This is a genomic window from Micromonospora sp. NPDC023737 (genome assembly GCF_040639715.1).
Classification (GTDB): Bacteria; Actinomycetota; Actinomycetes; order Mycobacteriales; family Micromonosporaceae; genus Micromonospora.
The window spans coordinates 466693-489816 of sequence record NZ_JBFAAL010000002.1; the positions used below are offsets into that span (position 1 = coordinate 466693).

General features: G+C 72.8%; 22 protein-coding genes. 15 read left to right on the forward strand and 7 right to left on the reverse strand.

Going from position 1 to position 23124, the window contains the following annotated elements; genetic code table 11:
- Window positions 1-6 precede the first annotated feature (6 nt).
- From AB0F98_RS07560 to AB0F98_RS07620, 13 genes are all read left to right on the forward strand, one after another.
- Window positions 7-837: a DUF4097 family beta strand repeat-containing protein gene (locus AB0F98_RS07560; protein ID WP_357730192.1), complete on the forward strand. Its 831-nt coding sequence runs from the start codon at window positions 7-9 to the stop codon at window positions 835-837.
- Complete coding sequence (locus AB0F98_RS07565) at window positions 834-1463, forward strand: PadR family transcriptional regulator (protein ID WP_357730195.1); 630 nt, start codon at window positions 834-836, stop codon at window positions 1461-1463. Before AB0F98_RS07560 ends, AB0F98_RS07565 begins: the two co-directional genes overlap by 4 nt.
- Before the next feature lie 106 nt (window positions 1464-1569).
- Window positions 1570-2271 carry a response regulator transcription factor gene (locus tag AB0F98_RS07570; RefSeq protein ID WP_076472053.1) on the forward strand — a complete coding sequence of 234 codons (702 nt, stop codon included), beginning with the start codon at window positions 1570-1572 and terminating at the stop codon, window positions 2269-2271.
- Entirely contained in the window at window positions 2268-3824 is a 1557-nt protein-coding gene (locus AB0F98_RS07575) for an ATP-binding protein (protein ID WP_357730198.1), read from the forward strand. Before AB0F98_RS07570 ends, AB0F98_RS07575 begins: the two co-directional genes overlap by 4 nt.
- A gap of 62 nt (window positions 3825-3886) precedes the next feature.
- Window positions 3887-5659 carry a trypsin-like peptidase domain-containing protein gene (locus AB0F98_RS07580; protein WP_357730202.1) on the forward strand — a complete coding sequence of 591 codons (1773 nt, stop codon included), beginning with the start codon at window positions 3887-3889 and terminating at the stop codon, window positions 5657-5659.
- A gap of 169 nt (window positions 5660-5828) precedes the next feature.
- Window positions 5829-6500: a BON domain-containing protein gene (locus AB0F98_RS07585; RefSeq protein WP_357730206.1), complete on the forward strand. Its 672-nt coding sequence runs from the start codon at window positions 5829-5831 to the stop codon at window positions 6498-6500.
- A 174-nt stretch (window positions 6501-6674) separates the two neighbouring features.
- Window positions 6675-7733, forward strand: a complete 1059-nt coding sequence (locus AB0F98_RS07590; protein WP_357730912.1) for a glycosyltransferase family 4 protein — start codon at window positions 6675-6677, stop codon at window positions 7731-7733.
- Window positions 7734-7900: 167 nt separating this feature from the next.
- Complete coding sequence (locus AB0F98_RS07595; protein ID WP_357730209.1) at window positions 7901-8731, forward strand: patatin-like phospholipase family protein; 831 nt, start codon at window positions 7901-7903, stop codon at window positions 8729-8731.
- Window positions 8731-9777, forward strand: coding sequence for a 1-acyl-sn-glycerol-3-phosphate acyltransferase (locus tag AB0F98_RS07600; protein WP_357730212.1), 1047 nt, complete (start codon window positions 8731-8733; stop codon window positions 9775-9777). The genes AB0F98_RS07595 and AB0F98_RS07600 overlap by 1 nt, the downstream gene beginning before the upstream one ends.
- Before the next feature lie 9 nt (window positions 9778-9786).
- Complete coding sequence (cutA, locus tag AB0F98_RS07605; RefSeq protein WP_357730215.1) at window positions 9787-10107, forward strand: divalent-cation tolerance protein CutA; 321 nt, start codon at window positions 9787-9789, stop codon at window positions 10105-10107.
- Between the two features lie 164 nt (window positions 10108-10271).
- The gene (locus AB0F98_RS07610) at window positions 10272-11321 is read left to right on the forward strand and encodes an acyl-CoA desaturase (RefSeq protein ID WP_357730218.1); all 1050 of its coding nucleotides are present in this window, start codon (window positions 10272-10274) and stop codon (window positions 11319-11321) included.
- Window positions 11322-11412: 91 nt separating this feature from the next.
- Window positions 11413-11706: a 4a-hydroxytetrahydrobiopterin dehydratase gene (locus tag AB0F98_RS07615; protein WP_357730221.1), complete on the forward strand. Its 294-nt coding sequence runs from the start codon at window positions 11413-11415 to the stop codon at window positions 11704-11706.
- Window positions 11703-12851, forward strand: a complete 1149-nt coding sequence (locus tag AB0F98_RS07620) for an FHA domain-containing protein (RefSeq protein ID WP_357730223.1) — start codon at window positions 11703-11705, stop codon at window positions 12849-12851. Before AB0F98_RS07615 ends, AB0F98_RS07620 begins: the two co-directional genes overlap by 4 nt.
- A 112-nt stretch (window positions 12852-12963) precedes the next feature.
- On the opposite strand, the gene rocD is transcribed toward AB0F98_RS07620, so the two are convergent.
- The 3 genes from rocD to AB0F98_RS07635 all read right to left on the reverse strand — a co-directional run bounded on the left by rocD (window position 12964) and on the right by AB0F98_RS07635 (window position 16202).
- On the reverse strand, window positions 12964-14178 hold the full coding sequence (gene rocD, locus AB0F98_RS07625) for an ornithine--oxo-acid transaminase (protein ID WP_357730915.1): 1215 nt from the start codon (window positions 14176-14178) through the stop codon (window positions 12964-12966).
- Window positions 14178-14993 (reverse strand): dimethylargininase, encoded by an 816-nt coding sequence (gene ddaH / locus AB0F98_RS07630; protein WP_357730226.1) that lies wholly within the window; start codon window positions 14991-14993, stop codon window positions 14178-14180. Before ddaH ends, rocD begins: the two co-directional genes overlap by 1 nt.
- Before the next feature lie 462 nt (window positions 14994-15455).
- Window positions 15456-16202 (reverse strand): thrombospondin, encoded by a 747-nt coding sequence (locus AB0F98_RS07635; protein ID WP_357730229.1) that lies wholly within the window; start codon window positions 16200-16202, stop codon window positions 15456-15458.
- 212 nt (window positions 16203-16414) lie between these two features.
- On the opposite strand from AB0F98_RS07635, the gene AB0F98_RS07640 reads away from it, so the two are divergent.
- Window positions 16415-17248 carry a DNA-formamidopyrimidine glycosylase family protein gene (locus AB0F98_RS07640; protein WP_357730231.1) on the forward strand — a complete coding sequence of 278 codons (834 nt, stop codon included), beginning with the start codon at window positions 16415-16417 and terminating at the stop codon, window positions 17246-17248.
- Here AB0F98_RS07640 and AB0F98_RS07645 read toward each other — a convergent pair.
- The 4 genes from AB0F98_RS07645 to AB0F98_RS07660 form a co-directional block, all read right to left on the reverse strand.
- The gene (locus AB0F98_RS07645) at window positions 17236-18246 is read right to left on the reverse strand and encodes an aminoglycoside phosphotransferase family protein (protein WP_357730234.1); all 1011 of its coding nucleotides are present in this window, start codon (window positions 18244-18246) and stop codon (window positions 17236-17238) included. The two genes, AB0F98_RS07640 and AB0F98_RS07645, sit on opposite strands and share 13 nt — an antisense overlap.
- A gap of 221 nt (window positions 18247-18467) precedes the next feature.
- Window positions 18468-19889 (reverse strand): WGR domain-containing protein, encoded by a 1422-nt coding sequence (locus tag AB0F98_RS07650; RefSeq protein ID WP_357730237.1) that lies wholly within the window; start codon window positions 19887-19889, stop codon window positions 18468-18470.
- A gap of 115 nt (window positions 19890-20004) precedes the next feature.
- Entirely contained in the window at window positions 20005-21384 is a 1380-nt protein-coding gene (locus tag AB0F98_RS07655) for an FAD-dependent oxidoreductase (RefSeq protein WP_357730240.1), read from the reverse strand.
- A 12-nt stretch (window positions 21385-21396) separates the two neighbouring features.
- Complete coding sequence (locus AB0F98_RS07660; protein WP_357730243.1) at window positions 21397-22545, reverse strand: glutamate--cysteine ligase; 1149 nt, start codon at window positions 22543-22545, stop codon at window positions 21397-21399.
- A 238-nt stretch (window positions 22546-22783) separates the two neighbouring features.
- On the opposite strand from AB0F98_RS07660, the gene AB0F98_RS07665 reads away from it, so the two are divergent.
- On the forward strand, window positions 22784-23077 hold the full coding sequence (locus AB0F98_RS07665) for a DUF6412 domain-containing protein (RefSeq protein ID WP_357730246.1): 294 nt from the start codon (window positions 22784-22786) through the stop codon (window positions 23075-23077).
- Window positions 23078-23124: the final 47 nt, after the last annotated feature.

The window sequence follows — 23124 nt, forward strand, 5'->3', positions numbered from 1 at the left end:
GACGCCATGGCCGGTTGGACGGTCGACAGCCCACAGCGGCTGAGCCTGGACGAGCCGGTGAGCCGGCTGGACGTGCGCCTGTTCAGCGGGCGGCTGAACGTGGTGGCCACGGACGGGCCGGCCCGGGTCGACATCACCCGGGTGGGCCGCCGGCCGATCCTGGTCGACCACCACGACGGGCGGCTCTCCGTCAGGCAGGAACGGAACTGGAGCTGGCGGGACCTCTTCCGGTGGAGCGGGCCGTTCGGGCACTGGGCCCGGGTGGACGTCTCCATCGCGGTACCCGCCGACGTCTGGGCCGACCTGCGCCTGGTCGACGGCTCGCTGGTCGCCTCCGGGCTGCGCCGGCAGACCCGCGCCGACGTCACCTCCGGGCAGATCACCCTGATGGGCCTGCGCGGCAGCACCATGGCGAAGATCGTCTCCGGGCCGGTCGAGGCGCTCGGCGTCGGCGGCGACCTGCACATGGAGACCGTCTCCGGCGAGGTCATCCTGGCCGACAGCGCGGCCGCGCAGGTGCGGGCGCAGACGGTGTCGGGTGCGATCACCTGCGATCTGGACAATCCGCGCAGCAGCGAGATCCGGCTGCACACCATCTCCGGCAGCATCACCGTCCGGGTCCGCGAGGACAGCGACCTCGCCGTACGCCTGCACACCACGTCCGGCCGGATCACCAGCGGCTTCCAGCAGGTGCGTACCGAGTCCACGATCGGCTCGGTGGCCAACAGCGAGGGAGTGCTCGGCACCGGCGACGGTAAGCTCTGGGCGTCCGCCACGTCCGGCAGCATCGCGCTGCTCGCCCGCCCGGTGGACGACGAGGAGGATGAGCTGCCGTGACGGCTGTCTTCAGTCACGGGCGGCTCCGGCTGTACCTGCTCAGGCTCCTCGACGACGGCCCGAAGCACGGCTACGAGCTGATCCGGTTGCTCGAGGACCGTTTCCTCGGCCTCTACGCACCCAGCGCCGGCACCATCTACCCCCGCCTCCAGCGCCTGGAGGCGGAGGGGCTGGTCACGCACACCGCCGCCGGCGGCCGGAAGACGTACGAGATCACCGAGGCGGGCCGGGCCGAACTGCGGCAGCGGGCCGACGAGCTGGCCGCCCTGGAGTCGGACATCGCCGCGTCGGTGGAGGATCTCTCCGCGCTCGCCGGCGAGATCCGCAACGAGGTACGCGGCTCCGTCCGCGACCTCAAGCGGGAGCTGCGCGAGGCCACGCGACAGACCAGGCAGGAGCGGCGCCCCCGGTGGGAGTCGCCCTCGTTCCCGCCCGGCCCGCCCCCGTTCCCGCCCGAGCCGCAGCCCGGCCCCACCGTGCTGGCCGAGTTCGACAAGCGGTTGGCCGAGTTCTCCGCCGAGGTGGGTCGGCTGGTACGCGCCCGCCGGTTCACCGACTCGCAACTGCGCACCGCGATCCGGCTGCTCGACGGCGCCCTGGACGGGCTACGCCGGCTGCTGCGCTGACCGGCCGGTGGACGCGTCCGGGCGCGGTACCCGGCCCGGACGCCTCACAGGTTCTTTGCAGGAAGCGTCCAGCGCGGGTGCAGTCAATTCGCGGATGATGGGGCACATGCCCGCTACCCAGACCGAGGCGCGACTGCTCGTCGTCGAGGACGACCCCAACATCCTCGAACTGCTCTCCGCGAGCCTGCGGTTCGCGGGTTTCGACGTGGCCACCGCGACCAGTGGCAGCACCGCGCTGACCGCGGCCAAGGACCACCGGCCGGACCTCGTCGTACTCGACGTGATGCTCCCCGACCTCGACGGTTTCGAGGTCATCCGGATGCTCAGGGAGGCCGGCACCCGTACGCCCGTGGTCTTCCTGACCGCGCGGGACGCCACCGACGACAAGATCCGCGGCCTCACCCTGGGCGGGGACGACTACGTCACCAAGCCGTTCAGCCTGGAGGAGTTGACCGCGCGGATCCGGGCGGTGCTGCGCCGTACGAGCAGCGGGGAGCAGCCGCCCTCCCGGTTGACTTTCGCCGACCTGGAGCTGGACGAGGAGACCCACGAGGTCTACCGGGCCGGCCAGCGGGTGCAGCTCTCGCCGACCGAGTTCAAGCTGCTGCGCTACCTGATGTTGAACGCCAACCGCGTGCTGTCCAAGGCGCAGATCCTCGACCACGTGTGGAACTACGACTTCCGCGGCGACGACAACATCGTCGAGTCGTACATCTCCTACCTGCGGCGCAAGGTCGACACCACCCAGCCCCGGTTGATCCACACGCTTCGCGGCGTGGGGTACGTGCTGCGCAAGCCGGCGGCGTGAACGCGGTCGACCAGGCGAAGGGACGGCTGCGCAGCGTACCGCTGCGGTTGAAGCTGGTCACCGCTGTCCTCACGCTTGTCGCGCTGGCCCTGCTCGTGATCAGCTCGCTGACCACCTATTTCCTGCGCAACTACCTGGTGGGGCAGGTCGACAACCAGATCCGGTCCGCGTCCCAGGGGTTGGGGCAGCTCCTTCCCAGGCTGCGCACCGGCGAGGTCAGTGCGATGCTGCCCAGCGACTACGTCGTCACCCTGGCCGACGAGCAGGGTGTGACCCCGCCGACCTACGACGACCTCAGCCTCGACCGGCAGCAGTTGCCGACCTTCCCCACCGACGTCCGGGGCTTCGTGACACTTGAGGGCGAACCGTTCACGGTGCTGTCCGCGGACGGCCGGACCCGGTGGCGGGTGTTCTACGCGGCACAGCGGGACGGCTCGGTGCTGGCCGTCGGGCAGCCGCTCGAGGAGGTGGATCGGGCGGTCAAGCAGCTGGTCTGGATCGACCTGCTGGTCGGCGGGGCGGTGTTGATCCTGCTCGCCTCGATCGGGGCGGGGATCGTCCGGACCAGTCTCAAGCCGCTGGTCGAGATCGAGCGGACGGCGGCCGCCATCGCCGGCGGCGACCTCTCCCAACGGGTGCCCGATCCGGAGCCGGGGCAGGAGTACCCCACGTCGGAGCTGGGCCGGCTCTCCCGCGCGCTGAACACGATGCTGAGCCAGATCGAGGCCGCCTTCACGGCCCGGGCCGCCTCGGAGAGCGCCGCCCGCTCGGCCGAGGTGGCCGCCCGGGACGCGGCCGTCGCCGCGCAGGCGAGCGAGGCCCGGGCGCGGCGCTCGGAGGAGCGGATGCGGCAGTTCGTCGCGGACGCCTCGCACGAGCTGCGTACCCCGTTGACCACCATTCGCGGCTTCGCCGAGCTGTACCGGCAGGGCGCCGCCCGGGACCCGGAGCAGACGGCCGGGCTGCTGCGCCGCATCGAGGACGAGGCGGCCCGGATGGGGCTGCTCGTGGAGGACCTGCTGCTGCTCGCCCGGCTGGACCGGGAACGGCCGATCACCCTGGCGCCGGTGGAGCTGCCGGTGCTCGCCGGTGACGCGGTCCAGGCCGCCCGGGCGGTCGCTCCGGACCGGAGGATCGAGCTGGAGATCGAACCCGGCTCCGGTCCGCTGGTCGTGCTCGGCGACGACGCCCGGCTGCGTCAGATCATCGGCAACCTCATGACCAACGCGCTCAGCCACACCCCGCCGGACGCCTCGGTGACCCTGCGGCTGCGGGCCGAGCGGGGAAACCTGGCCGTGGTGGAGGTGGCCGACACCGGCCCCGGGTTGACCCCGGAGCAGGCGGAACGGGTCTTCGAGCGGTTCTACCGGGTCGACGCGGCCCGTACCCGCCGGGCCGGCGGAAACACCGGTACGGGCCTCGGCCTGGCCATCGTGGCGGCCCTGGTCAGCGCCCACCACGGCAACGTGGAGGTCGCCGAGACGCCGGGCGGTGGGGCTACCTTCCGGGTCCGGCTGCCCCTGGTGCCGGAGACCGACAGGGACGGCGAATGACTTTCAGGCAACTTCCAGGTCGGTTCCAGCTTGATCGCAGAGCAACGGGAGAAGGTTAGGTCATGACCGAGTACGAGTCCGACCCGCAGCGCCGGCCGGCCCCCGCAGACGCCGAGCCGTCGCACCTCACCGCCGAGCTGCCGCGCGTGGAGCGCGCGCAGTCCGACTCCCCGACCACCGACCCGGGTGCCGCTCCGGCGGCCCGGGACACGGATCAGCCCGCGGCTCCCGCCGCCGTCACCCCGGAGCCCGCCGCCGTGGCCGGCACCGGAGCCGACGCCGCCCGGGACGCCGACGCGACTGTCTCGATGGCTACGCCGTCCGGTGCGAACGCGGACGCCGACGCGACCCAGCCGGTGACGACGCCGGCCGGGGTGAACGCGGACGCCGACGCGACTGTTTCGATGGCTGCACCGGCCGGGGTGAACGCGGACGCCGACGCGACCCAGCCGGTGACGACCGCCGGGACCGGTTACCAGCCGCATGCCGGCACGCCCACCTATGCCGGCCACCCGGCTCCGGGCCAGCCGGGCCACCACGTGCCGGGCCAGCCGATGCCGGGGCAGCCGGGACACCACGTGCCGGGCCAGCACATGCCGGGCCAGCACGGGTACCCGCAGCCGGCCGCCGGCTACCCGGGCGGCCACTGGTACCCGCACCAGCAGTCCGGCTGGGCAGGCGGGGGCCAGCCGGGCGCCGGAACCCAGCCGTACGGGCAGCAGCCGGGCCAGGCCCTGCCACCGTGGGCGGTGAACACCCAGCCCGACGCCAATCCCGGTGCGCCGCGGATGGGCCGGATCGCCAAGTTCGCCGGCGCCGGCGTCGTGATGCTCGCGCTGATGCTCGGCTCCGGTGTCGGCGGCGGTGCGCTCGCGCTCGCCCTGGACGGCGACGGTGGCGGCATCACCCGCACCTACTCGGCCGCGCCAGTGATCAACAGTGCGGATCTGCCGCGGATCGCCGCCTCGGTGCAGGACAGCGTCGTCTCCATCGCCACCGAGAACGGCGAGGGCTCCGGCGTGATCCTGACCGCCGACGGCTACGTGCTCAGCAACAACCACGTGGTCGCCTCGGCCGATGGCGACACCGTGCGGGTGATCTTCGCCGACGGCACCAACGCGGAAGCCAAGATCGTCGGTACCGATCCGAAGACCGATCTCGCCGTGGTGAAGGCCAAAGGGGTGAGCAACCTGAAGGCGGCCAAGTTCGGCGACAGCGACGGAATGCAGGTCGGCGACCAGGTGCTCGCCCTGGGCAGCCCGTTGGGGCTGCAGGGCTCCGTCACCGCCGGCATCCTGAGCGCCCGCGACCGTACGATCCAGGCCGGTGACGGCCCGCAGCAGGACCCGCGCCAGGCCGCCTCCTCGATCGCCGGGCTGCTCCAGACCGACGCCCCGATCAACCCCGGTAACTCCGGCGGCGCGCTGGTCAACACCCGGGGCGAGGTGATCGGCATCAACACCGCGATCGCCACCTCCGGGCAGAGCACCGGCAACATCGGCGTGGGCTTCGCCATCCCGAGCAACAAGGCCAAGGACGTCGCCGGAAAGCTTCAGCGCGGCGAGAAGGTCAGCCACCCGTCACTCGGGGTCAGCGTGAACATGGCCGAGGGTGGCGGCGCGCTGGTCGCCGCCGTCACCCCTGGCAGCGCGGCCGAGCGGGCCGGCCTCCAGCGGGGTGACGTCATCACCCGCTTCGGTGACACGCCGATCAACGACTCGGACGACCTGGTCGGCGCGGTCCAGGGCGGCAAGGTGGGTGACCGGGTCGAGGTGCACTACAAGCGCAACGGCGCCGAGGCCACCGCGACCGTCACGCTCACCGAGACGTCCTGACCGACAACTGAACCTGCCTCCTCCTCCAGGCGGCGGGTGACGGAGACAAGGGGGTTGCTCCGTCGCCCGCCGCCACCTCCGTTGAAGACGGCGGTTCACCCGTAACGGGTGAACCGCCGTCACCCGCACCGGGGGCAGTCTCGGCAGCACCGGCGAGGGGAGGGACGCGATGAGCACGGCAGCCGCCGCCCGCGAGGACCAGCGGATCCAGCAGGACGTCCTGGCCGAGCTGGCCTGGGACGCCGAGGTGCAGCCGAACGAGATCGGGGTGAGCGTCGAGGAGGGGGTGGTCAACCTGACCGGCTGGGTCGACAGCTCCGCCCGGCGATGGGCCGCGACCCGGTGCGCGCAACGCGTACGCGGGGTGCGCGCGGTCGCCGACGACATCGAGGTACGTCTCCCCGGCAGTCCCGGGGCCACCGACGCGGAGATCGCCATCGCCGCCAGCCGCGCGCTGGAGTGGGACAGCTTCGTCCCCGCCGAGCGGCTGGATGTGACCGTCGCCAACGGCTGGGTGATGCTCCGGGGCGAGGTGGAGTTCGGCTGGCAGCGCCGCAGCGCCGAGCGTGAGCTGCGCCGGCTGCGGGGCGTACGCGGTATCACGAACCTCATCGAGGTGCGCCCGCCCGCGCCGACGGACACCGACCGGATGCTCCGTGACGTCCGGCGGGCGCTCGGGCGCGCTCTCGGCACCCGGCAGGTGTCGGTGGCGGTGGACGGGGACACGCTGGTGCTCAGTGGCGTGGTGCGTTCCTGGTGGGAACGGGATCAGGCCGAACGGGTGGCCTGGTCGGCGCCGGGCGTACGGGAGGTGGAAACCCAACTGCTCGTCGGGGAGTGAGACGTCGCAGGGGCGGACGAGTAGAGCGTCCCGGTTGTCCGGTTTATCCGCGCCCGGTGCGGGAAAGCGGGCCGTGCACCGGCGTACCGCGCGCACCGGGAACCGACGGGAGGACCCTTGGGCGCGACCCATCCGACGAGCGAGCGACCGGCCGGCCGGCCGCTGCGCATCGCGATGGTCGTGCCGCCGTGGCTCTCCGTACCGCCGCCCGGTTACGGCGGGCTGGAACAGGTCGTGGCGGGCCTGGTGGACGCCCTCGTGCGCCGGGGCCACGCGGTGACCCTCTTCGGCGCAGGGGAGTGGCACGGGACCAGCGCGCAGGCCTTCGTCTCCACCGAGTCGCAGCTGCAGTACGCGCGGCTCGGCGAGTCCCTGCCCGAACTGGCCCACCTGGCCCGGATACGCCGCTTGATCGACCGTGCGGACTTCGACGTCATCCACGATCACACCACGATCGGCCCACTCGTCGCGGGGCGGCGCAGCGTGCCGACGGTGGCGACCGTGCACGGCAATCCGGTCGGCGAGTACGGCAGCGTGCTCAGCGACACCGACCACGGCGTCGGGTTGGTCGCCATCTCGCACGCACAGCGCGGGCTGAACCCAGGGCTGCCCTGGGTCGGGACGGTGCACAACGGCCTGGACCTGCGGGACCTGCCACGCAAAACGGCGCCCGCTCCGGGGCCGGTGCTGTGGCTGGCGCGGTTCAGCCCGGACAAGGGACCGGACGTCGCGATCCGAGCCTGTCGCGCCGCCGGCCTGCCACTGCTGCTGGCCGGCAAGTGCAACGAGCCCGCCGAGCGCCGGTACTACGACGAGGTGGTGGCGCCGATGCTCGGCGACGACGTCGAGGTGGTGCTCAACGCCGACCGGGAGAGCACCCTACGGATGCTCCTCGACGCCCGATGCCTGATCATGCCGATCCAGTGGGATGAGCCGTTCGGGATGGTGATGGTCGAGGCGATGGCCACCGGCACCCCGGTGGTGGCGCTCGCCCGAGGTGCGGTGCCGGAGCTGGTGACGACCGGGGTGACGGGCCTCGTGTGCGAGGGGCCCGAGGAGTTGCCTGCGGCGCTGCGGGCCGTGGAGTGGCTCGACCCGGCGGACTGTGTGGCGCACGTCGAGGCCAACTTCTCCACGAGCCGCATGGCGCTGGGCTACGAGGCGGTCTACCGGCACGTCGCGGCCGCGCCCTGGCGGACGGTCCGGGAGCCGGTTCGGCTCACCGGCCGTTGACTCCGCCGTACCCAGGCTCGCTGCCCGGGCGGCGCAGTTCCGCGCGGTCGTACTCCGGCCGGCCGGCCTCGGGACGCCCGGCGTCCGATGCGGACCGGCGGCCGGGGTGGCCGGGCTCACCCGGCTGACCGGCGGCCGGGTCCCGCGGTCGTGCCAGGATGAACGGCATGGCAGGGGGACCGGTGGCGTTCGTGCTCGGCGGTGGCGGCGTGCTCGGCGCGGTCGAGGTGGGCATGCTCCGCGCGCTGTTCCGGGCCGGCATCCAGCCGGACCTGGTGCTCGGCACCTCCATCGGTGCGGTCAACGGCGCGCTGGTCGCCGCGGACCCGTCCGAAGCAGTCACCGATCGGTTGGTCAAGTTGTGGGCGTCGCCCGAGGCGAGCGAGGTGTACGGCGACTCCGTGGCGCGTCAGCTGCGCCGGTTCGCCGCCCGCACACACCTGCACTCACCGCGCCCGCTGCGCCGGCTGCTCGAGTCGGAGTTGGGGGCCGAGACGACCTTCGCCGACCTGCGGGTGCCCTTCCGGTGCTGTGCGGCACACATCGAGCGGGCCGCCGAGCACTGGTTCGACAGCGGGCCGGTGGTGCCGGCCGTGCTCGCCTCCGCCTCGGTGCCCGGACTGCTGCCGCCCACGGAGATCGACGGCGCGCACTACATCGACGGTGGGATCGTCAACTCGATCCCGATCGGCGAGGCGGTCACGGCCGGCGCCACCCGGATCTTCGTCCTCCAGGTGGGCCGGATCGAACGGGAGCTCTCCCCGCCGCGCCGGCCCTGGGAGATCGCCCAGGTCGCGTTCGAGATCGCCCGGCGGCACCGGTTCTTCCGGGAGATGGCCGCGCTGCCCGACGGGGTCGAGGTGCACGTGCTGCCGACCGGTGGGCTGAACCCCCGCGACGACACGCCGTGGGCGTACCGGGACGTGGCTGCCGTGGGGCGGCGGATCAGCCGCGCGTACACGGCCTCGCGGCGGTACCTGGCCAACCTGGAGCGTTGATGCCGCTGCCGCCACGGTGGGTGCGCCGGGTGCTGCTGGCACCCACCGTGGTCCTGCTCGCCGTCGTGGTGGTCACCACCCTGCCGGCCTGGGCCCTGCTCGCGGCGGCCCTGTCACCACTGGTTCCCGGTCGACTGCGCCCGGTACGGCTGCTCTGGATCGGCTGCGTCTACCTGGCCTGGGACGCGGCGGCGCTGATCGCGCTCTTCGGACTCTGGGTCGGGTCCGGCTTCGGTGCCCGGGTCCGCTCGCCGGCCTTCCAGCGGGCCCACTACCTGCTCGCCGGCTGGTTCCTGCGGGCGCTCTTCTGGCAGGCCCGCTGGACGCTGCGGCTGCGGATCGACGTGACCGGTGCCGACCCGGACACGGCCCTGCCCGGCCGCCCCGAGCTGGTGCTCTGCCGGCACGCCGGGCCCGGCGACTCGTTCATCCTGATCCACGCCCTGGTGAACTGGTTCAAGCGCGAGCCGCGGATCGTGCTCAAGGACAGCCTTCAGTGGGACCCGGCGATCGACGTGCTGCTCAACCGGTTGCCGAGCCGGTTCATCGCGCCCTCACCCGACCACGACCGGGCGGAGGTGGCGATCCGCCAGATCGGAAACCTGGCCGACGGCCTGGACGACGACGACGCTTTTGTGATCTTCCCGGAGGGTGGCAACTTCACGCCCAAGCGGCGGTTGCGCGCCATCGCCCGCCTGCGGTCGCTGGGCCTGGAGCGGATGGCGCTGCGGGCCGAGCGGATGCGGCACGTGCTCGCCCCGCAACCCGGTGGGCTGCTGGCCGCGCTCGACGCCGCCCCGGGGGCCGGAGTCGTCTTCGTGGCGCACACCGGACTGGACCGCATGCTGACCGTCGGCGACGTCTGGCGTGAGCTGCCGATGGACAAGCGGATCGTGATGCGGTTCTGGTCGGTGCCGCCCGAGGAGGTTCCGCGAACCCGGCAGGAACGCATCGACTGGCTCTTCGACTGGTGGGCCCGGATCGATGAGTGGATCGCGGCAAATCGGGACGGTGTGGCCATGAGCGACGGTGACCCGGCCGCGTAGGGTGCGGTCGTGGACCAGATCAGCGTGGTGACGACCGTGGTGGACGCTCGTTCGGTCGCCGACGTGTTGGCGGCGGCCGCCGTGGCCGGCCGGCTCGCCGCCTGCGCGCAGGTCGGTGGGCAGGTCGACAGCACGTACTGGTGGCGCTCCGGTGTGGAGACCAGCACCGAGTGGTCGGTGCAGTTCAAGACCGCCCCGGACCGGGTGGCCGCGCTGGTCGACCAGATCCGGGTCAACCACCCGTACGAGGTGCCGGAGATCCTGGTGACCCGGGTGGAGAGCGGGGATCCCGGCTACGCGGCCTGGGTGTACGAGCACACCCGGCCGTGATCGCTTGCTGCCCGCTGCCCGGTACGCGTGGGACGAGCGGGTAGGGCCCTCCCTACCCCCACTCGGGGGCTGACAGGGTTACTCAACGCTACCGATCTCCGGAGACTCGATGGCGGGGGTCGAGCCGTGATGGCCGACCGTATGTCGAGGAAACGGGAGCGGCCATGGTGCTGTCAGCGGTGGCGGATCCGCCGGTACGGCGGGGGAGTGACTACGCACAGTTGTCCCGACGGATCAGTCAGGCGGGCTTGCTCCAGCGGCGTCCCGGCTGGTACGCGGCCCGGATCGCGCTCACGCTGGGTGCCTACGCCGCCGGCTGGGTAGCGGTCTTCGCGCTCGGCGACTCCTGGTGGCAGCCGCTGGTCGCGGTCGCGCTGGCGGCGGCCACCACGCAGGTCGCGTTCCTCGGCCACGACGCCGGGCACCGGCAGATGTTCCGCCGGCGCGGCCCGAGCGAGGCGGTCGGCCTGCTCGCCGGCAACCTCGCGGTGGGGCTCAGCTACGGCTGGTGGGTGGACAAGCACAACCGGCACCACGCCAACCCGAACCACGAGGACGAGGACCCGGACGTCGGTGCCGGCGCGCTGGTCTGGACGTACGAGCAGGCCCTCGACACCCGCGGCTTCGGACGCTGGCTGGCCCGGCGGCAGGCGTACCTGTTCTTCCCGATGCTGCTGCTGGAAGGGCTCAACCTGCACGTGGCGAGCATCCGGGCGATCATCGGCCGGGAGCCGGACGGCCGGTTCCAGACGCCGATGCGGCACCGGCGGATCGAGGCGCTGCTGCTGGGCGTGCACACGGCCGGCTACCTCGCTGCGCTGCTGCTGGCCATGTCGCCGGGTAAGGCGCTGCTCTTCGCGGCCGTACATCAGGGACTCTGGGGCCTCTACATGGGCTGCTCCTTCGCCCCGAACCACAAGGGCATGCCGATGCCGACGGGCGACGACGAACTGGACTTCCTGCGCAAGCAGGTGCTCACCTCGCGCAACGTACGGGGTGGCCGGCTAGTCGACACGGCGCTGGGCGGGCTCAACTACCAGATCGAGCACCACCTCTTCCCGAACATGCCGAGGGCGAACCTGCGCCGGGCCCAGCCGATCGTGCGGGCGTACTGCGCCGAACGCGGCGTCCCGTACGCCGAGACCGGGCTCGTCGACTCGTACCGGCAGGCGCTCGCCCACCTGCACGAGGTGGGGCGTCCGCTGCGGGGCTGAGGCTGGGAGGTTCCACCCCGGTTCGGCACTCCGCCCGTACCCGCCGTCGGGCACCGCCTGCCGGGGCTTCCCGCCCCGGTAGGGTCACCCCATGGCAGACGTGCTCACCGCGGAGGCGGTGGAACAGGAACTGGGCGGGCTGGCCGGATGGTCGGGTGACCCGACCGGGATCAGCCGTAGCGTCGAGCTGGCCAGCTTCCCGGCCGCCATCGCGGTGGTGGACCGGGTCGCCGTGACGGCCGAGGAGATCGACCACCACCCCGACATCGACATCCGGTGGCGGACCGTGACGTTCCGATGCGTCACCCACTCGGCCGGCGGGGTCACCCGCCGTGACTTCGACCTGGCCCGTCGCATCGACGAGATCGTTCGGAGCGCCCGATGAGATTCGAGATCAGCAAGGTGTTGGACGCCATCGAGGGGCGGGTCTGCGTCGACCCGTCGCTGGCCCGGGCCGTCCTCGACCTGGCCGAGGTGATCCGCTACCAGGACATCGACGGTGGCCGACCGGCCAGCCTGCTCCGGCTCGGCATGGTGATCGACGCCCTCTCCCGGCAGTTGGAGGAGGACAGCGTCCAGGTCTACGCCGTGGTACACCGGGCCCTGCTCTCCGACGCCGACCTCACCTCCAACGAGCGGATGGTGGTGCGCCGGTGGGCCGACGACGGGCTGGTCGAGGTGCTCGACAAGCCCGGTGACCGGATGCTGGAGGTGGCCGACCTGCTCGGCCTTCCGGTGCTCACCCGGGCCCGTCTCGACGGGCTGCGCGGACGGTTCCCCTGGGTGGCGGAGGAGCCCGGTCGGGTCCTCGCCCCGGTGCCGGGTGCCGGCGGGCCGAACCTCGTGGCGCACGTCGGGGGCGGCGACAAACCGGTCGCGGGCCGTCGTTCCCCGGCCGGGGCGAAGCTGCTCACCCGGCAGTGGCGGTGCCCGGAGTCTGGCTGCGCACTCTTCGGTGGTGGTGGCGGCGGCTCCTTCGCCGACCTGGCCCGGGTACAACGCAGCCCCGCCGAGCAGGCGCCACCGGCGCTGCGTAACGGCGTGCCGACCTGTCCCCGGCACGGCACCCGGCTCGGGGACGTGGGCCCGCGTCCGCGTACCGAGGTCCTCGCGGTGCGGATCGGCGGGCTCGTGCGTCGCCGGTTCGTGGTCAGCGAGGAGCAGCCGGTGCTGGTCGGCCGGGCTCCCGAGGGGGAGGGCGGGATCGTGCTCGGCCAGTGGCTGAACGACGAGGCGCGGCGCTGGATCAGCCGCAACCACCTTCATCTCGAGCTGCGGGTCGGTGAGGTGATCGTGACCGATGTCAGCACGAACGGCTCGGGCATCCGTCCGGGCGGGTCGATGACCGACGCGGAGCGGATCCCGCTCGCGCCGAAGCAGTCGCGGGTGCTCGGTGAGAACGACATGGTCGAGCTCTACCCGGGGGTGCAGATCGGCCGGGCCGAGGAACTGCCCGCCGGCGCGCCGTTCACCCCCACCTCCGTGATGGCGGAAGCCCCCACCATGGCCATGCGCCTCCCCCGCCCCTAACCCCATCCACCCCCCCGCTCCCACCCCCACCCCAGGCCCCCAGGCCCTCAGGCCCCGCCCAGGCCCCGGTGATCTGGGGGCGGGGAGGGAGGGGAGAGGGTGGGGTGGGGGGTTAGGGGGTGAGGATGGCGGCTAGCTGGGCCACTGCGTGGTCGATCTCCTCCTCGGTGACGACCAGGGGCGGGGCGAGGCGGATCGTGGAGCCGTGGGTGTCCTTGGCCAGGAGGCCCCGCTCCATCAGCCGTTCGCAGGCCTCGCGGCCGGTCATCAGCGCCGGGTCGATGTCCAGCCCGGCCCAGAGGCCCCGGCCCCGTACGGCGACCAGGCCCTTGCCGACCAGCTCCTGAAGGCCGGCGTGCAGCCGCTCGCCCAGCTCGGCGGAGCGGCGCTGGAACTCGCCGGTCGCCAGCATCCGGACCACCTCGACGGCGACCGCGCAGGCCAGCGGGTTGCCGCCGAAGGTCGAACCGTGCTGGCCGGGCTTGAGCACGCCGAGCACGTCGTTGTTCGCGACCACCGCGGAGACCGGCACGATGCCGCCGCCGAGCGCCTTGCCGAGCAGGTACATGTCCGGGACCACGCCCTCGTGGTCGCAGGCGAACGTCGCCCCGGTGCGGCCCAGGCCCGACTGGATCTCGTCGGCGATGAAGAGCACGTTGCGGTCGGTGCAGACCTGGCGTACGCCCGGCAGGTAGCCCTCCGGCGGCACCACCACGCCCTGCTCGCCCTGGATCGGCTCGATCAGCACGGCGACGGTGTTCTCGTCGATCGCGGCGGTCAACGCGTCCAGATCGCCGTAGGGGACCACGGTGAACCCGGGGGTGTACGGCCCGAAGTCGGCCCGGGCGTCCTCGTCCGTGGAGAAGCTCACGATGGTGGTCGTACGCCCGTGGAAGTTGCCCTCGGCGACCACGACGTTGGCCTGCCCCGCCGGTACGCCCTTGACCTGGTAGCCCCACTTGCGGGCGACCTTGATCCCGGTCTCCACGGCCTCGGCGCCGGTGTTCATCGGCAGCACCAGGTCCTTGCCGCAGAGCTCGGCCAGTTCCCGGCAGAAGTCCGCGAACTGGTCGTGGATGAACGCCCGGCTGGTGAGGGTGAGCCGGTCGAGCTGCGCGTGCGCCGCGGCGACCAGTTGCGGGTGGCGGTGGCCGAAGTTCAGCGCCGAGTAGCCGGCCAGGAAGTCGAGGTAACGGCGATCGTCCACATCGGTCAGCCAGGCGCCCTCGGCGGAGGAGATCACCACCGGTAGCGGGTGGTAGTTGTGCGCGGTCCAGCGCTCCGCGTCGCGGACCGCGCCCGGCGTCCGCAGCATGTCGTCGACGATCACTTGTCTGCCTTTCCCTGTCGGAGTCGCAACGTGCAGCACTTCGGTCCGCCGCCGGCCTTACGCAGCTCGGACAGGTCGACACCGATGGTCTCGTAGCCCCGGTCGCGCAGCTTGGCGGCCAGGCCGGTGGCCTGCGCCGGCAGCACCACGTGCCGGCCGTCGCTGACCGAGTTCAGGCCGAAGACCTCGGCGTCGGCCATCGTGGCGTGCACCGCGTCCGGGAAGAGCCGGCGCAGCACCGCCTGGCTGCCGGGGGAGAACGCCTCCGGCAGGTACGCCACCGTGCGCTCGTCGAGCACGGTCAGCGCGGTGTCCAGGTGGTAGAAGCGCGGGTCGACCAGCTGCATGGTGATCACCGGGTAGCCGAAGACCTCCTGCAACTGGGCGTGCGACGCGTGTGCGGTGCGGAAGCCGGTACCGGCGAGCAGCAGGTCGCCGGCGAGGAGAATGTCGCCCTCGCCCTCGTTGACGTGCTTCGGCTCGTACATCTCGAAGCCGGCCGCCTCGAACCAGGCCCGGTAGGCGGGGGCCTCGTCGGCGCGCTGCGGGTCGCGGAACTGCACCGCCATCGCCTTGCCGTCGATCACCGTGCCGCCGTTGGCGGCGAAGACCATGTCGGGCAGACCCGGCACCGGAGTGATCTCCTCAACGGTGTGTCCCAGGTCGCGGTAGACCTGCCGCAGCTGCTCCCACTGCCGGACGGCCAGGTCGGTGTCGACCGGCGCGGTCGGGTCCATCCACGGGTTGATCGCGTAGTCCACGGCGAAGTACGTCGGCAGGCACATCAGGAAGCGCTGGCGCGTCGCGTCCATCGTCATTGTCCTGCTCCCAGGGGTCGGGCGCGCCCGGCCACCGTCGGCCCACGGGCTGGCGCCGTTGGTCAACGTTATGCGGCCCGGGCCGGCAGGATCCACCGCAGAGGATTGCGCAGGACGTCTGTTCGTTGCGTCTGAGCCATCCTGACCGACGATTCGTTGTGTGCGAGCGCTTCCGCGCCCGCCGGGTGGCGACCGTCACGGGAACTGGGCGGGGTCATGCTCGATCAACGAGGCGGTGGCCGAGACGGGATGGGACCGCCACGACATCGATGAAGCCGGCGCGTCGTCGCCGGGCGGCCGGCAGGACGGGCGCCGGCGGGAAACACATCAGGGGCGGCGAACCGCCGCCCCTGAAACTGTGTCGCCCGGCTGGTGAACCACCAGACTGGTCGGGCCCGGCCGGTGAACCACCGGCCCTGGTGGCCGGCGCACCGCCGGCGAGCCGGACAGTGCCCGCTAGAAACGATCCACAAACTGTGAGTCGAGCCACTCCCGGAACCGCTGCACCCAGTCGCCGTCGGTGCTCGGCCAGTCGAACAGGCCGGTCATCGCCAGCACCCCGGCGACCACCGCGGCGAGGCCCAGGGCGATGCCGAACAGGGCGTCGGTCTTGCCGGCGATGTGCCGACGTCGAGTGGCGATCAGGCCCAGCACCGACAGGACCGCACCGATCGCACCCAGTCCGATCCCGTAGCCCGCGAGGGTTCCGGTCAGCACGAACAGGGCACCGGCGACCCCGACCACCAGGCCGAGGGTCGCGAGCAGGCTGGCCCGGGGCTTGGGGCCGAGCACGACCGGACGGTCCGGCTCGACCCGGCGTCCGGCCGCGTCGACCGGGCGGTCCCGCTCCGGGCGTACGGTCCGGTCGCCGTCGAGGCCTGCGGTCCGGTCCGCTCCGGGCCCGGCGGGCGACGGATCGGGCCGAAGTTCGCCGCCGGTCGGCCGGGCGGTGGCGGCGCGGGCGACCGCTCCACGCGTGGCGGCCGTGGACCCGGCGGGCGGGGTGGCGGTCCTCGTTTCGGTGCCGGGGACACCGGCGGGTGCGGTGCCGTCGCGGTACGACGTCCGGTCGGTCATCGCCGCCGGCGTCGCGTCCGGACGGTCCGCGCCCTCCGGCGCTGGGGCGGTGGCGACCGAGGCGTCACCGCCGTCGAGGTTCTCGTCGCGCGTCGGGCGGCGCGACAGCGAAGGAATTCTGACCACAACACACCTCCTCGGGAATGCGGGGCGGCCGTGGAACGGATGGCACCCACGCGGTACGTGCACCGAAGTACCCGGCTGGCCGTTTTCTGACACGTCGCCCGGCGCGTGGTCACCCGCCGGGCAGGTGGGGCCGGTGGGCAACCGAGCGCACGACGACCCCTCCGATCAGGGCACATGGCAGGCGCGATCGCCGCTGACTACCCTTGGCACCCGTGCCAGAGGGACACACCATCCACCGCCTGGCGGCCCGGCACGCCGAGCTCTTCGCCGGCGGCACGGTGCACGCCAGCAGCCCGCAGGGCCGGTTCGCCGACGGCGCCGCCCGGCTCACCGGAACCGTTCTGGAGGCCACCGAGGCGTACGGCAAGCACCTCCTGCACCACCACGCGGGCGAGCTGACCCTGCACGTGCACCTCGGGCTCTACGGCAAGGTGACCGACGGCGTCGGCGAGCCGCCCGAGCCGGTCGGCCAGGTACGGCTGCGGCTCAGCAACGACGGCTCGCGGGCGCGGCCCGACGACCGGCACTGGCTCGACCTGCGCGGTCCGACCGCGTGCGAGGTGCTCACCCCGCCCGAGGTGGCGGCGCTGCGGGCCCGGCTGGGGCCCGACCCGCTGCGCGCCGACGCCGACCCCGATCGGGCGTACGCCCGGATCTCCCGCAGCGCGACGCCGCTCGCCGCTCTCCTGCTCGACCAGTCCGTGGTGGCCGGCACGGGGTTGATCTTCGTGACCGAGGCGCTGTTCCGCGCCGGCCTTGCGCCGACGCTGCCCGGCAAGGCGCTGGACCGCGCCGGCTGGGATCGGCTCTGGGCCGACCTCGTGACGCTGATGACCCTCGCCGTGCGGCAGGGCCGCATCGACACTGTGCGCGACGAGCACCTGCCGGAGGCGATGGGCCGGGCGCCGCGAGTCGACCGGCACGGTGGTGAGGTGTACGTCTACCGCCGTCCCGGCGCGCCCTGCCACGTCTGTGGCACGGCGGTCAGCCGCGGCGAACTCGCCGGCCGCAACCTCTACTGGTGCCCTACCTGTCAGGGCCGGTAGGACCGATACTCCATCCGCCAGGGCTGGTGAGGCCGATGTCCCGCCTGCCCCGGCCGGTGTCCCAACTCCCAGGGCCGGTGTTCGGCCGGCCCGGCCGGTGACGAAGGTCCGGGCTCACCGCGCGCGTCGTCGAGCAACCAGCGGACCACGTCGACCTGAGCGGGGAAGACGGCACCGTCGCCGATGCTCCAGGCCAGTGTCTGCGCGATCGTCCAGCCCCGCGCCCGGTCCCGGTCCAGGCCCAGCTCGGCGCTGAGCCGGTCGAGCCGGTGCCGGACGGCCACGGGGGAGTGCCCCAGCTCCGCGCCGCGCACCACCGGGGCCACCGCGAACTCACGCTCGCCGACCAGCGGCTTCGGGTCGATGACCAGCCACGGCTCGCGGGTCGCCCGCAGCACGTTGCCGGCGTGCAGGTCCTGGTTGACCAGCACCTGCTCGCCCTGGCTCGGCACCAGGTCGGCGAGGAAGCCGAGGGCGGCGTCCAGCAGCCGCCGTTCGTACGGCCGGTTCGCCCGCTCCCACTTGCCCGGCATCCGCTCCGCCCAGCCGGCGGCCTCCTCGGCGAGCGAGGTGAACGGCGGGCCGGCCGGTACGCAGAGGCGGGGCAGGAGCGCGACCATGGTGTCCAGCGCCGCCTCGGGCGCAAGTTCGTAGAGCGGGCTGCCGGGGACGGCTCGCTCGACCAGCAGCGCCCGCGGCGCCGGGTCGTGTTCGAGCAGCCGGACCGCACCCGCACCCGCCCACCGCGCCAGCGCGGTCGCCTCGTGCTCGCTCTCCGCGTCCGGGTACTGGAGCTTGAGCACCGCCGGCGTGCCGTCGGGCAACTCGGCGGGCATCGCCAGCGAGGCGTAGGCGTACGGGAACGGCGGACCGACCCGCAGCGACCAGCGGGCGACACAGGCCGCGACCTGGTCCGGCAGCTCGGCCAACCAGGCCCGCCCCGCCCCGGTCCCCTCGACCCAGCGCAGTCCGTCGGGAATCTCCAGGCGATCCGTCATGCGACCATCCTGGACCTCGCGCTCGATATCGGTACAACGGTGGCGGTGAGCGTCAGCGACGACGCGGCGATGATCGGCGGCCAACTGGACGTCGAGCCGGGCGGACCGGGCGTGGTGATGCGGGCGATCCGCTGGCGTCGCCATTGAGTGATCCTCCGATCCGGTGGTCCTGTCGCTGACCGGTCCGGGGGCGGTCCCGCTCCGCCCCCGGACCGGAGCCGTCAGCGCAACCGGCGGATGTCGCCGTACGCCCGGTAGAAGCCGCCCCGGCCGGACTCCCGGACCTCGGTGACCAGGTAACGGGCCCCCGGTTCCCGGATGCCCTTCGGGAACTGCACCGGCCAGTCGCGCTGGTAGCCGTCGGACAGGACGTGGATGCGCAGCCGGCCGCCCTGCTCGACGCAGTGCACCACCACGCCGGACCGGTCGTCGCTGGTCACCTCGACCGAGGTCCAGGCGGCCGGCTCGGGCAACCGGGACGGAGCCTTCACGTCGACGACGTCCGGCACGCTGCCCGCCTCGGCGGCCCGGATAGCCGGCTCGCTGGCGTCGATGCAGGCGAGGTGGCCGCTGGTGGTCACCACGTAGAGCCGTTCCTCGTGGTATTGCATCGAGTAGGCCGAGCCGCAGCCGGTGCCGAGCTTCCACAGCCGGTTGCCGGCCTCGTCGAAGCAGTAGATCGAGGAGGCGCTGTCGCCCGCGAAGACGTAGCGGCCGCCCTCGGCGGTGGCACAGGAGAAGACCGCCGCGTCGCAGCGGTACGTCCGCTCGGCCCGCCCGTTCTTGCGTAGCCGCACCACCTCACGGGTGCCGGTGCCGGCGAAGACGGTGTCCCGTTCCTGCCAACCGAACAGGACCGAGCCGGTGTCGGTGTGCCACAGCTCCCGGCCGGTGCGCCAGTCGTAGCCGGTGACGCCCCGCGAATGGCCGTGGTAGAGCGCGTCCGGGTCGCAGCGCACCATCCAGGCGGAGCGGCCGCGGCCCGGGCGGCGCCAGAGGAACTCGTCCTCGTGGTCGATCGCGGCGATGCCGCCCTCGCGGTCGGAGACACCGAGCACGCCGTCGTGGATGTCCAGCCAGTAGATGTCGATGTCCGGGGCGATCGCGTACGCCACCCGGGGCACCTTCCCGGAGAGGTCGTAGACGTTGCCGTCGTCGCAGCCGGCGTAGATCCACGCGTCGTCGGCGACGATGCACTTCACACCGTCGGGGAGCCGGACCTGGTTCAGCACCCGGGCGTCGTGGCCCAGGGTGGTGATCACGCCGTGCTCGTTGCCCACCATGCAGCTCTGCCCGTCGACGAAGATGCCGAAGGCGGGTGCGCCCGAGTCGTAACGCCAGAGCACCGGTGCGGTGCGCGCGGTGGAGCGGGTGCTGACGATCTGGCGGCGGGAGACCGAGCGCTTCTGCCGTACGCCGCGCACCGCCGGGGCGTACCCCTTGCGGATCTTCTCGCCGATCTTCTTCGCGGCGGCCGCTCGGGCGCGGGCATTGTCCGGGTAGGCGGTGGTCTTCACCTGCCCCTGGTCGCCGATCCGGCCGTAGCGGACGGTCATGGCAGTGTCCTCGACCACCACCTCGTAGAACTTGTGCGCGCCTCCGTCCACTTCGGACAGTTCGAGGTAGGTCGTCTCCTGAGCCATGGGGGGATGCCTCCGGGAAAGAGGTGGGCGACCGGCGGATCGCCGGCGCGACAACGGAAGCACGCTAACCCGCACCCCCGACAAGATCGGGCGGCCGACGCGGGGCCCGCGCCGGTTACCGCCCGGCGTGGTGCAGCACGTCGACGGCCTTGCGGGCGGCGATCAGCACCGGGTCCCAGACCGGCGCGTACGGAGGTGCGTAGCCGAGGTCGAGGGCCGTCATGTCGTCCACCGTCATGCCGTTCCAGAGGGCCGCGGCCAGCGTGTCGATCCGCTTCGCCGCCTCGGACCAGCCCACGATCTGCGCCCCGAGCAGCCGGCCGCTCGGCCGTTCGGCGATCAGCTTGACGGTCATCGGCCGGGTGCCCGGGTAGTAGCCGGCCCGGTTGGTGGACTCGGCGACCACCGAGACGAACTCGAACCCGGCCGCCGTGGCGTCCCGCTCCCGCAGCCCGGTGCGTCCCACCTCCAGGTCACAGACCTTGGTCACCGCCGTGCCGATGATCCCCATGAAGGTGGCGTAGCCGCCGCCGATGTTCGTGCCGGCCACCCGGCCCTGCTTGTTCGCGTGCGTGCCGAGTGGCACGTGCACGGGCATCCCGCTGATCCGGTGCAGGCACTCGACGCAGTCGCCGGCCGCCCAGACCCCGGGCAGCCCCGGCACCCGCATCCGCCGGTCCACCCGAACGGCTCCGGACGGACCGAGCGGTATGCCGGCCGCCTCGGCGAGGGCGGTGTCGGGGCGTACGCCCAGGCCGAGCACCACCACGTCGGCCGGGATCGGGCCCTCTTCGGTGACCACCGCACTGACCCGCCCGTCCCGTTCCTCGATCCCGGTCACACCGAGCCCGGTGCGGACGATGACGCCCAGCTCGCGCATCGCGTCGACGACCACCTCCGCCATGTCCTCGTCCACCGTGGACATCGGCTGGTCGGCCTTCTCGACCAGGGTCACCGTGAGGCCACGCTGCAGCAGCGCCTCGGCGAGTTCCACCCCGATGTAGCCGCCGCCCACCACCACCGCCCGCTGCGGCCTCGGCTCGCCCTCCAGCCAGTCGATCAGCGCCGCACCGTCGTCGAGGGTCTGCATCCCGAACACGCCATCGGAGTTCGTCACCGCCCACGGCGGCCGGATCGGCAGCGCGCCGGTCGCGTACATGAGATCGTCGAAGCGCTCGCGGACCTCGCCGCCACCGACGATGTCCCGGGCGATCACCTCGCGACGGTCCAGGTCGATCCCGACCACCTCGTGTCGCATGCGTACGTCGATCTCGAACCGCTGACGGAACGTCGCCGGGGATCGGGCGACCAACTTCTCCGGCCCGTCCACGAGCCCGCTGACCCAGTACGGGATGCCGCAGCTCGAGTACGAGGTGAAGTGTCCCCGCTCGAAGGCGATGATCTCCAGCTCGTCCCGGCCGCGGCGGCGCCGCGCCTGGGACGCCGCCGACATCCCGGCGGCGTTCCCACCGATCACGATCAACCGTTGCGCCACGGATTCATCCTGTCACGGTACGTGCGTGCCGCGGGTCTGCCTCGCAACGTCCTGCACCACGTCGGCGAGGCGCCCGGTGCGCGCGAACACCGCCCGCTGCCGCGCCGCGCCGGTGCCGTGTCGGCGCAACCCGCTGAGCAGGTCGGCCACCTCGGTCCAGTCGTCGTGGCGTTCCAGCGCCGGGCGCATCCGCTCGACGAACCGGTCCAGCAGCTCCCACGCCGGTCGGAGCTCGCCGGTGGTCACGTCCACCCCGTCCCCCTCCAGCCCGTCGTGGGCGGCCCGCCAGTGCGCGCCCACCAACAGGTGGTGGTCGGTGCGGAGGGCCGGACGCCCGGCCCCGATGTCCTCGATCGCGGTCGCCACCATCGCCCGGACGAGCGCCGCGACGAGCACCGAGTCGTCGACCGACGGGCAGACGTCCCCGATGCGGATCTCCACGGTCGGGTACTTCGCCGACAGCCGGGCGTACCAGTAGAGCATCCCCTCGTCGAGCATCACCCCGCTGGCGATCAGTTGACGGATCAGCCGCTCGTAGTGCTCGTGCGACTCCAGGTACGGCGTGGGCGCGACCGATGGCCAGCGCTCCCACTCCACCGACCGCCAGCTCGCGTAGCCGGTGTCCTCGCTCCGCGCGAACGGGGAGTTCGTGGTCACCGCGTGCAGCGTCGGCAGCCAGGGTCGGACGTGGTTGAGGACCTGGACGCCCATCTCCGGGTCGGGGACGCCGACGTGCACGTGCATGCCGTTGTTGCCGGGACCGGGGACGAGCAGACGGAACCGCTCGATCATCCGATCGAAGCGGGGCTTGTCGACCACGGGCGGTACCGGGCCGTCCACCGGCCCGGTGCCGATGGCCAGCAGGCGTACGCCGGCCCGCTCGGCCGCGTCGGCCAGCGCGGAGCGCAGTACCCCGAGCGAATGCCGGATCGAACTCAGCTCCAGCCCGGGCGGGCTGCCGATCTCGATCTGGCTGGTCTGGAACTCCCGCTCGACCTGCCCGCGCAGCTCCGGCGGCACCTGCTCGAGCACCAGGTCGACGGCGGGCACGGCCGCACCGGTGTGCGGGTCGACGAGCAGGAACTCCTCTTCGACACCCACCGTGAGCAGGTCGGTCCCGTCCGCCCTCCGTTCGGGTGCCTCCGCCAGCTGGCCCGTCATCCCCATCACCGTCCGTTTCCTGCTGGTCGCGGTACGTCCGCGCCGGCTTCGCCCCGGTGGTTACCCAGGGTGGCGAAGCCGGGAAACGCAGCTCGGCGGGTGTGCGGCGTGTCGCACCGGCGTGTCCGACGTGCGACGCCGGCCCGGCCCGTCGGCACCGTCGCCTGCCGCCGGGTGGCCCGGGCGTGCGCACCGCGCCTCGATCAGACGCCTTGCGGCCCGGTCCTAGGGTGGCGCCGTGCTCGGGTCAGGGTTCGCGTTGGGGTTGTGGGCGTACGCCTGCACCCAGCTCGCCATGCTCGCGGACCAGCCGGCCGGTCTGCTCGCCGGAGCCGCGCTCGGCGCGGCGATGTTGCTGGCCACCCTGCTCGCTGCGGCGGCGCTGCTGCTCGACGTCGCGCCGCACGCCGGTGCGCGCGCCACCGGCCTGCGGGCCCGGTCCCGGTCCCGGCGGGTGCCCCGCCAGCTGGATCCGGACGCGCCCGGGCGACCGCGCCCCCGCGCACCCGGCCGCCGACCCTCGGCCGCATAGCGCAGTCGGGCCGTCCGGCCGTGCACCGGGACCGGTGACGGTCCCGG

Excerpts from the sequence above, each read along its gene's own strand:
- AB0F98_RS07560 (WP_357730192.1), top strand. The coding sequence starts at position 7 with ATGGCCGGTTGGACGGTCGACAGCCCACAGCGGCTGAGCCTGGACGAG.
- AB0F98_RS07570 (WP_076472053.1), top strand. The coding sequence starts at position 1,570 with ATGCCCGCTACCCAGACCGAGGCGCGACTGCTCGTCGTCGAGGACGAC.
- AB0F98_RS07580 (WP_357730202.1), top strand. The coding sequence starts at position 3,887 with ATGACCGAGTACGAGTCCGACCCGCAGCGCCGGCCGGCCCCCGCAGAC.
- AB0F98_RS07585 (WP_357730206.1), top strand. The coding sequence starts at position 5,829 with ATGAGCACGGCAGCCGCCGCCCGCGAGGACCAGCGGATCCAGCAGGAC.
- AB0F98_RS07590 (WP_357730912.1), top strand. The coding sequence starts at position 6,675 with ATGGTCGTGCCGCCGTGGCTCTCCGTACCGCCGCCCGGTTACGGCGGG.
- AB0F98_RS07595 (WP_357730209.1), top strand. The coding sequence starts at position 7,901 with ATGGCAGGGGGACCGGTGGCGTTCGTGCTCGGCGGTGGCGGCGTGCTC.
- AB0F98_RS07600 (WP_357730212.1), top strand. The coding sequence starts at position 8,731 with ATGCCGCTGCCGCCACGGTGGGTGCGCCGGGTGCTGCTGGCACCCACC.
- AB0F98_RS07610 (WP_357730218.1), top strand. The coding sequence starts at position 10,272 with ATGGTGCTGTCAGCGGTGGCGGATCCGCCGGTACGGCGGGGGAGTGAC.
- AB0F98_RS07615 (WP_357730221.1), top strand. The coding sequence starts at position 11,413 with ATGGCAGACGTGCTCACCGCGGAGGCGGTGGAACAGGAACTGGGCGGG.
- AB0F98_RS07620 (WP_357730223.1), top strand. The coding sequence starts at position 11,703 with ATGAGATTCGAGATCAGCAAGGTGTTGGACGCCATCGAGGGGCGGGTC.
- ddaH (WP_357730226.1), bottom strand. The coding sequence starts at position 14,993 with ATGGACGCGACGCGCCAGCGCTTCCTGATGTGCCTGCCGACGTACTTC.
- AB0F98_RS07645 (WP_357730234.1), bottom strand. The coding sequence starts at position 18,246 with ATGACGGATCGCCTGGAGATTCCCGACGGACTGCGCTGGGTCGAGGGG.
- AB0F98_RS07650 (WP_357730237.1), bottom strand. The coding sequence starts at position 19,889 with ATGGCTCAGGAGACGACCTACCTCGAACTGTCCGAAGTGGACGGAGGC.
- AB0F98_RS07660 (WP_357730243.1), bottom strand. The coding sequence starts at position 22,545 with ATGACGGGCCAGCTGGCGGAGGCACCCGAACGGAGGGCGGACGGGACC.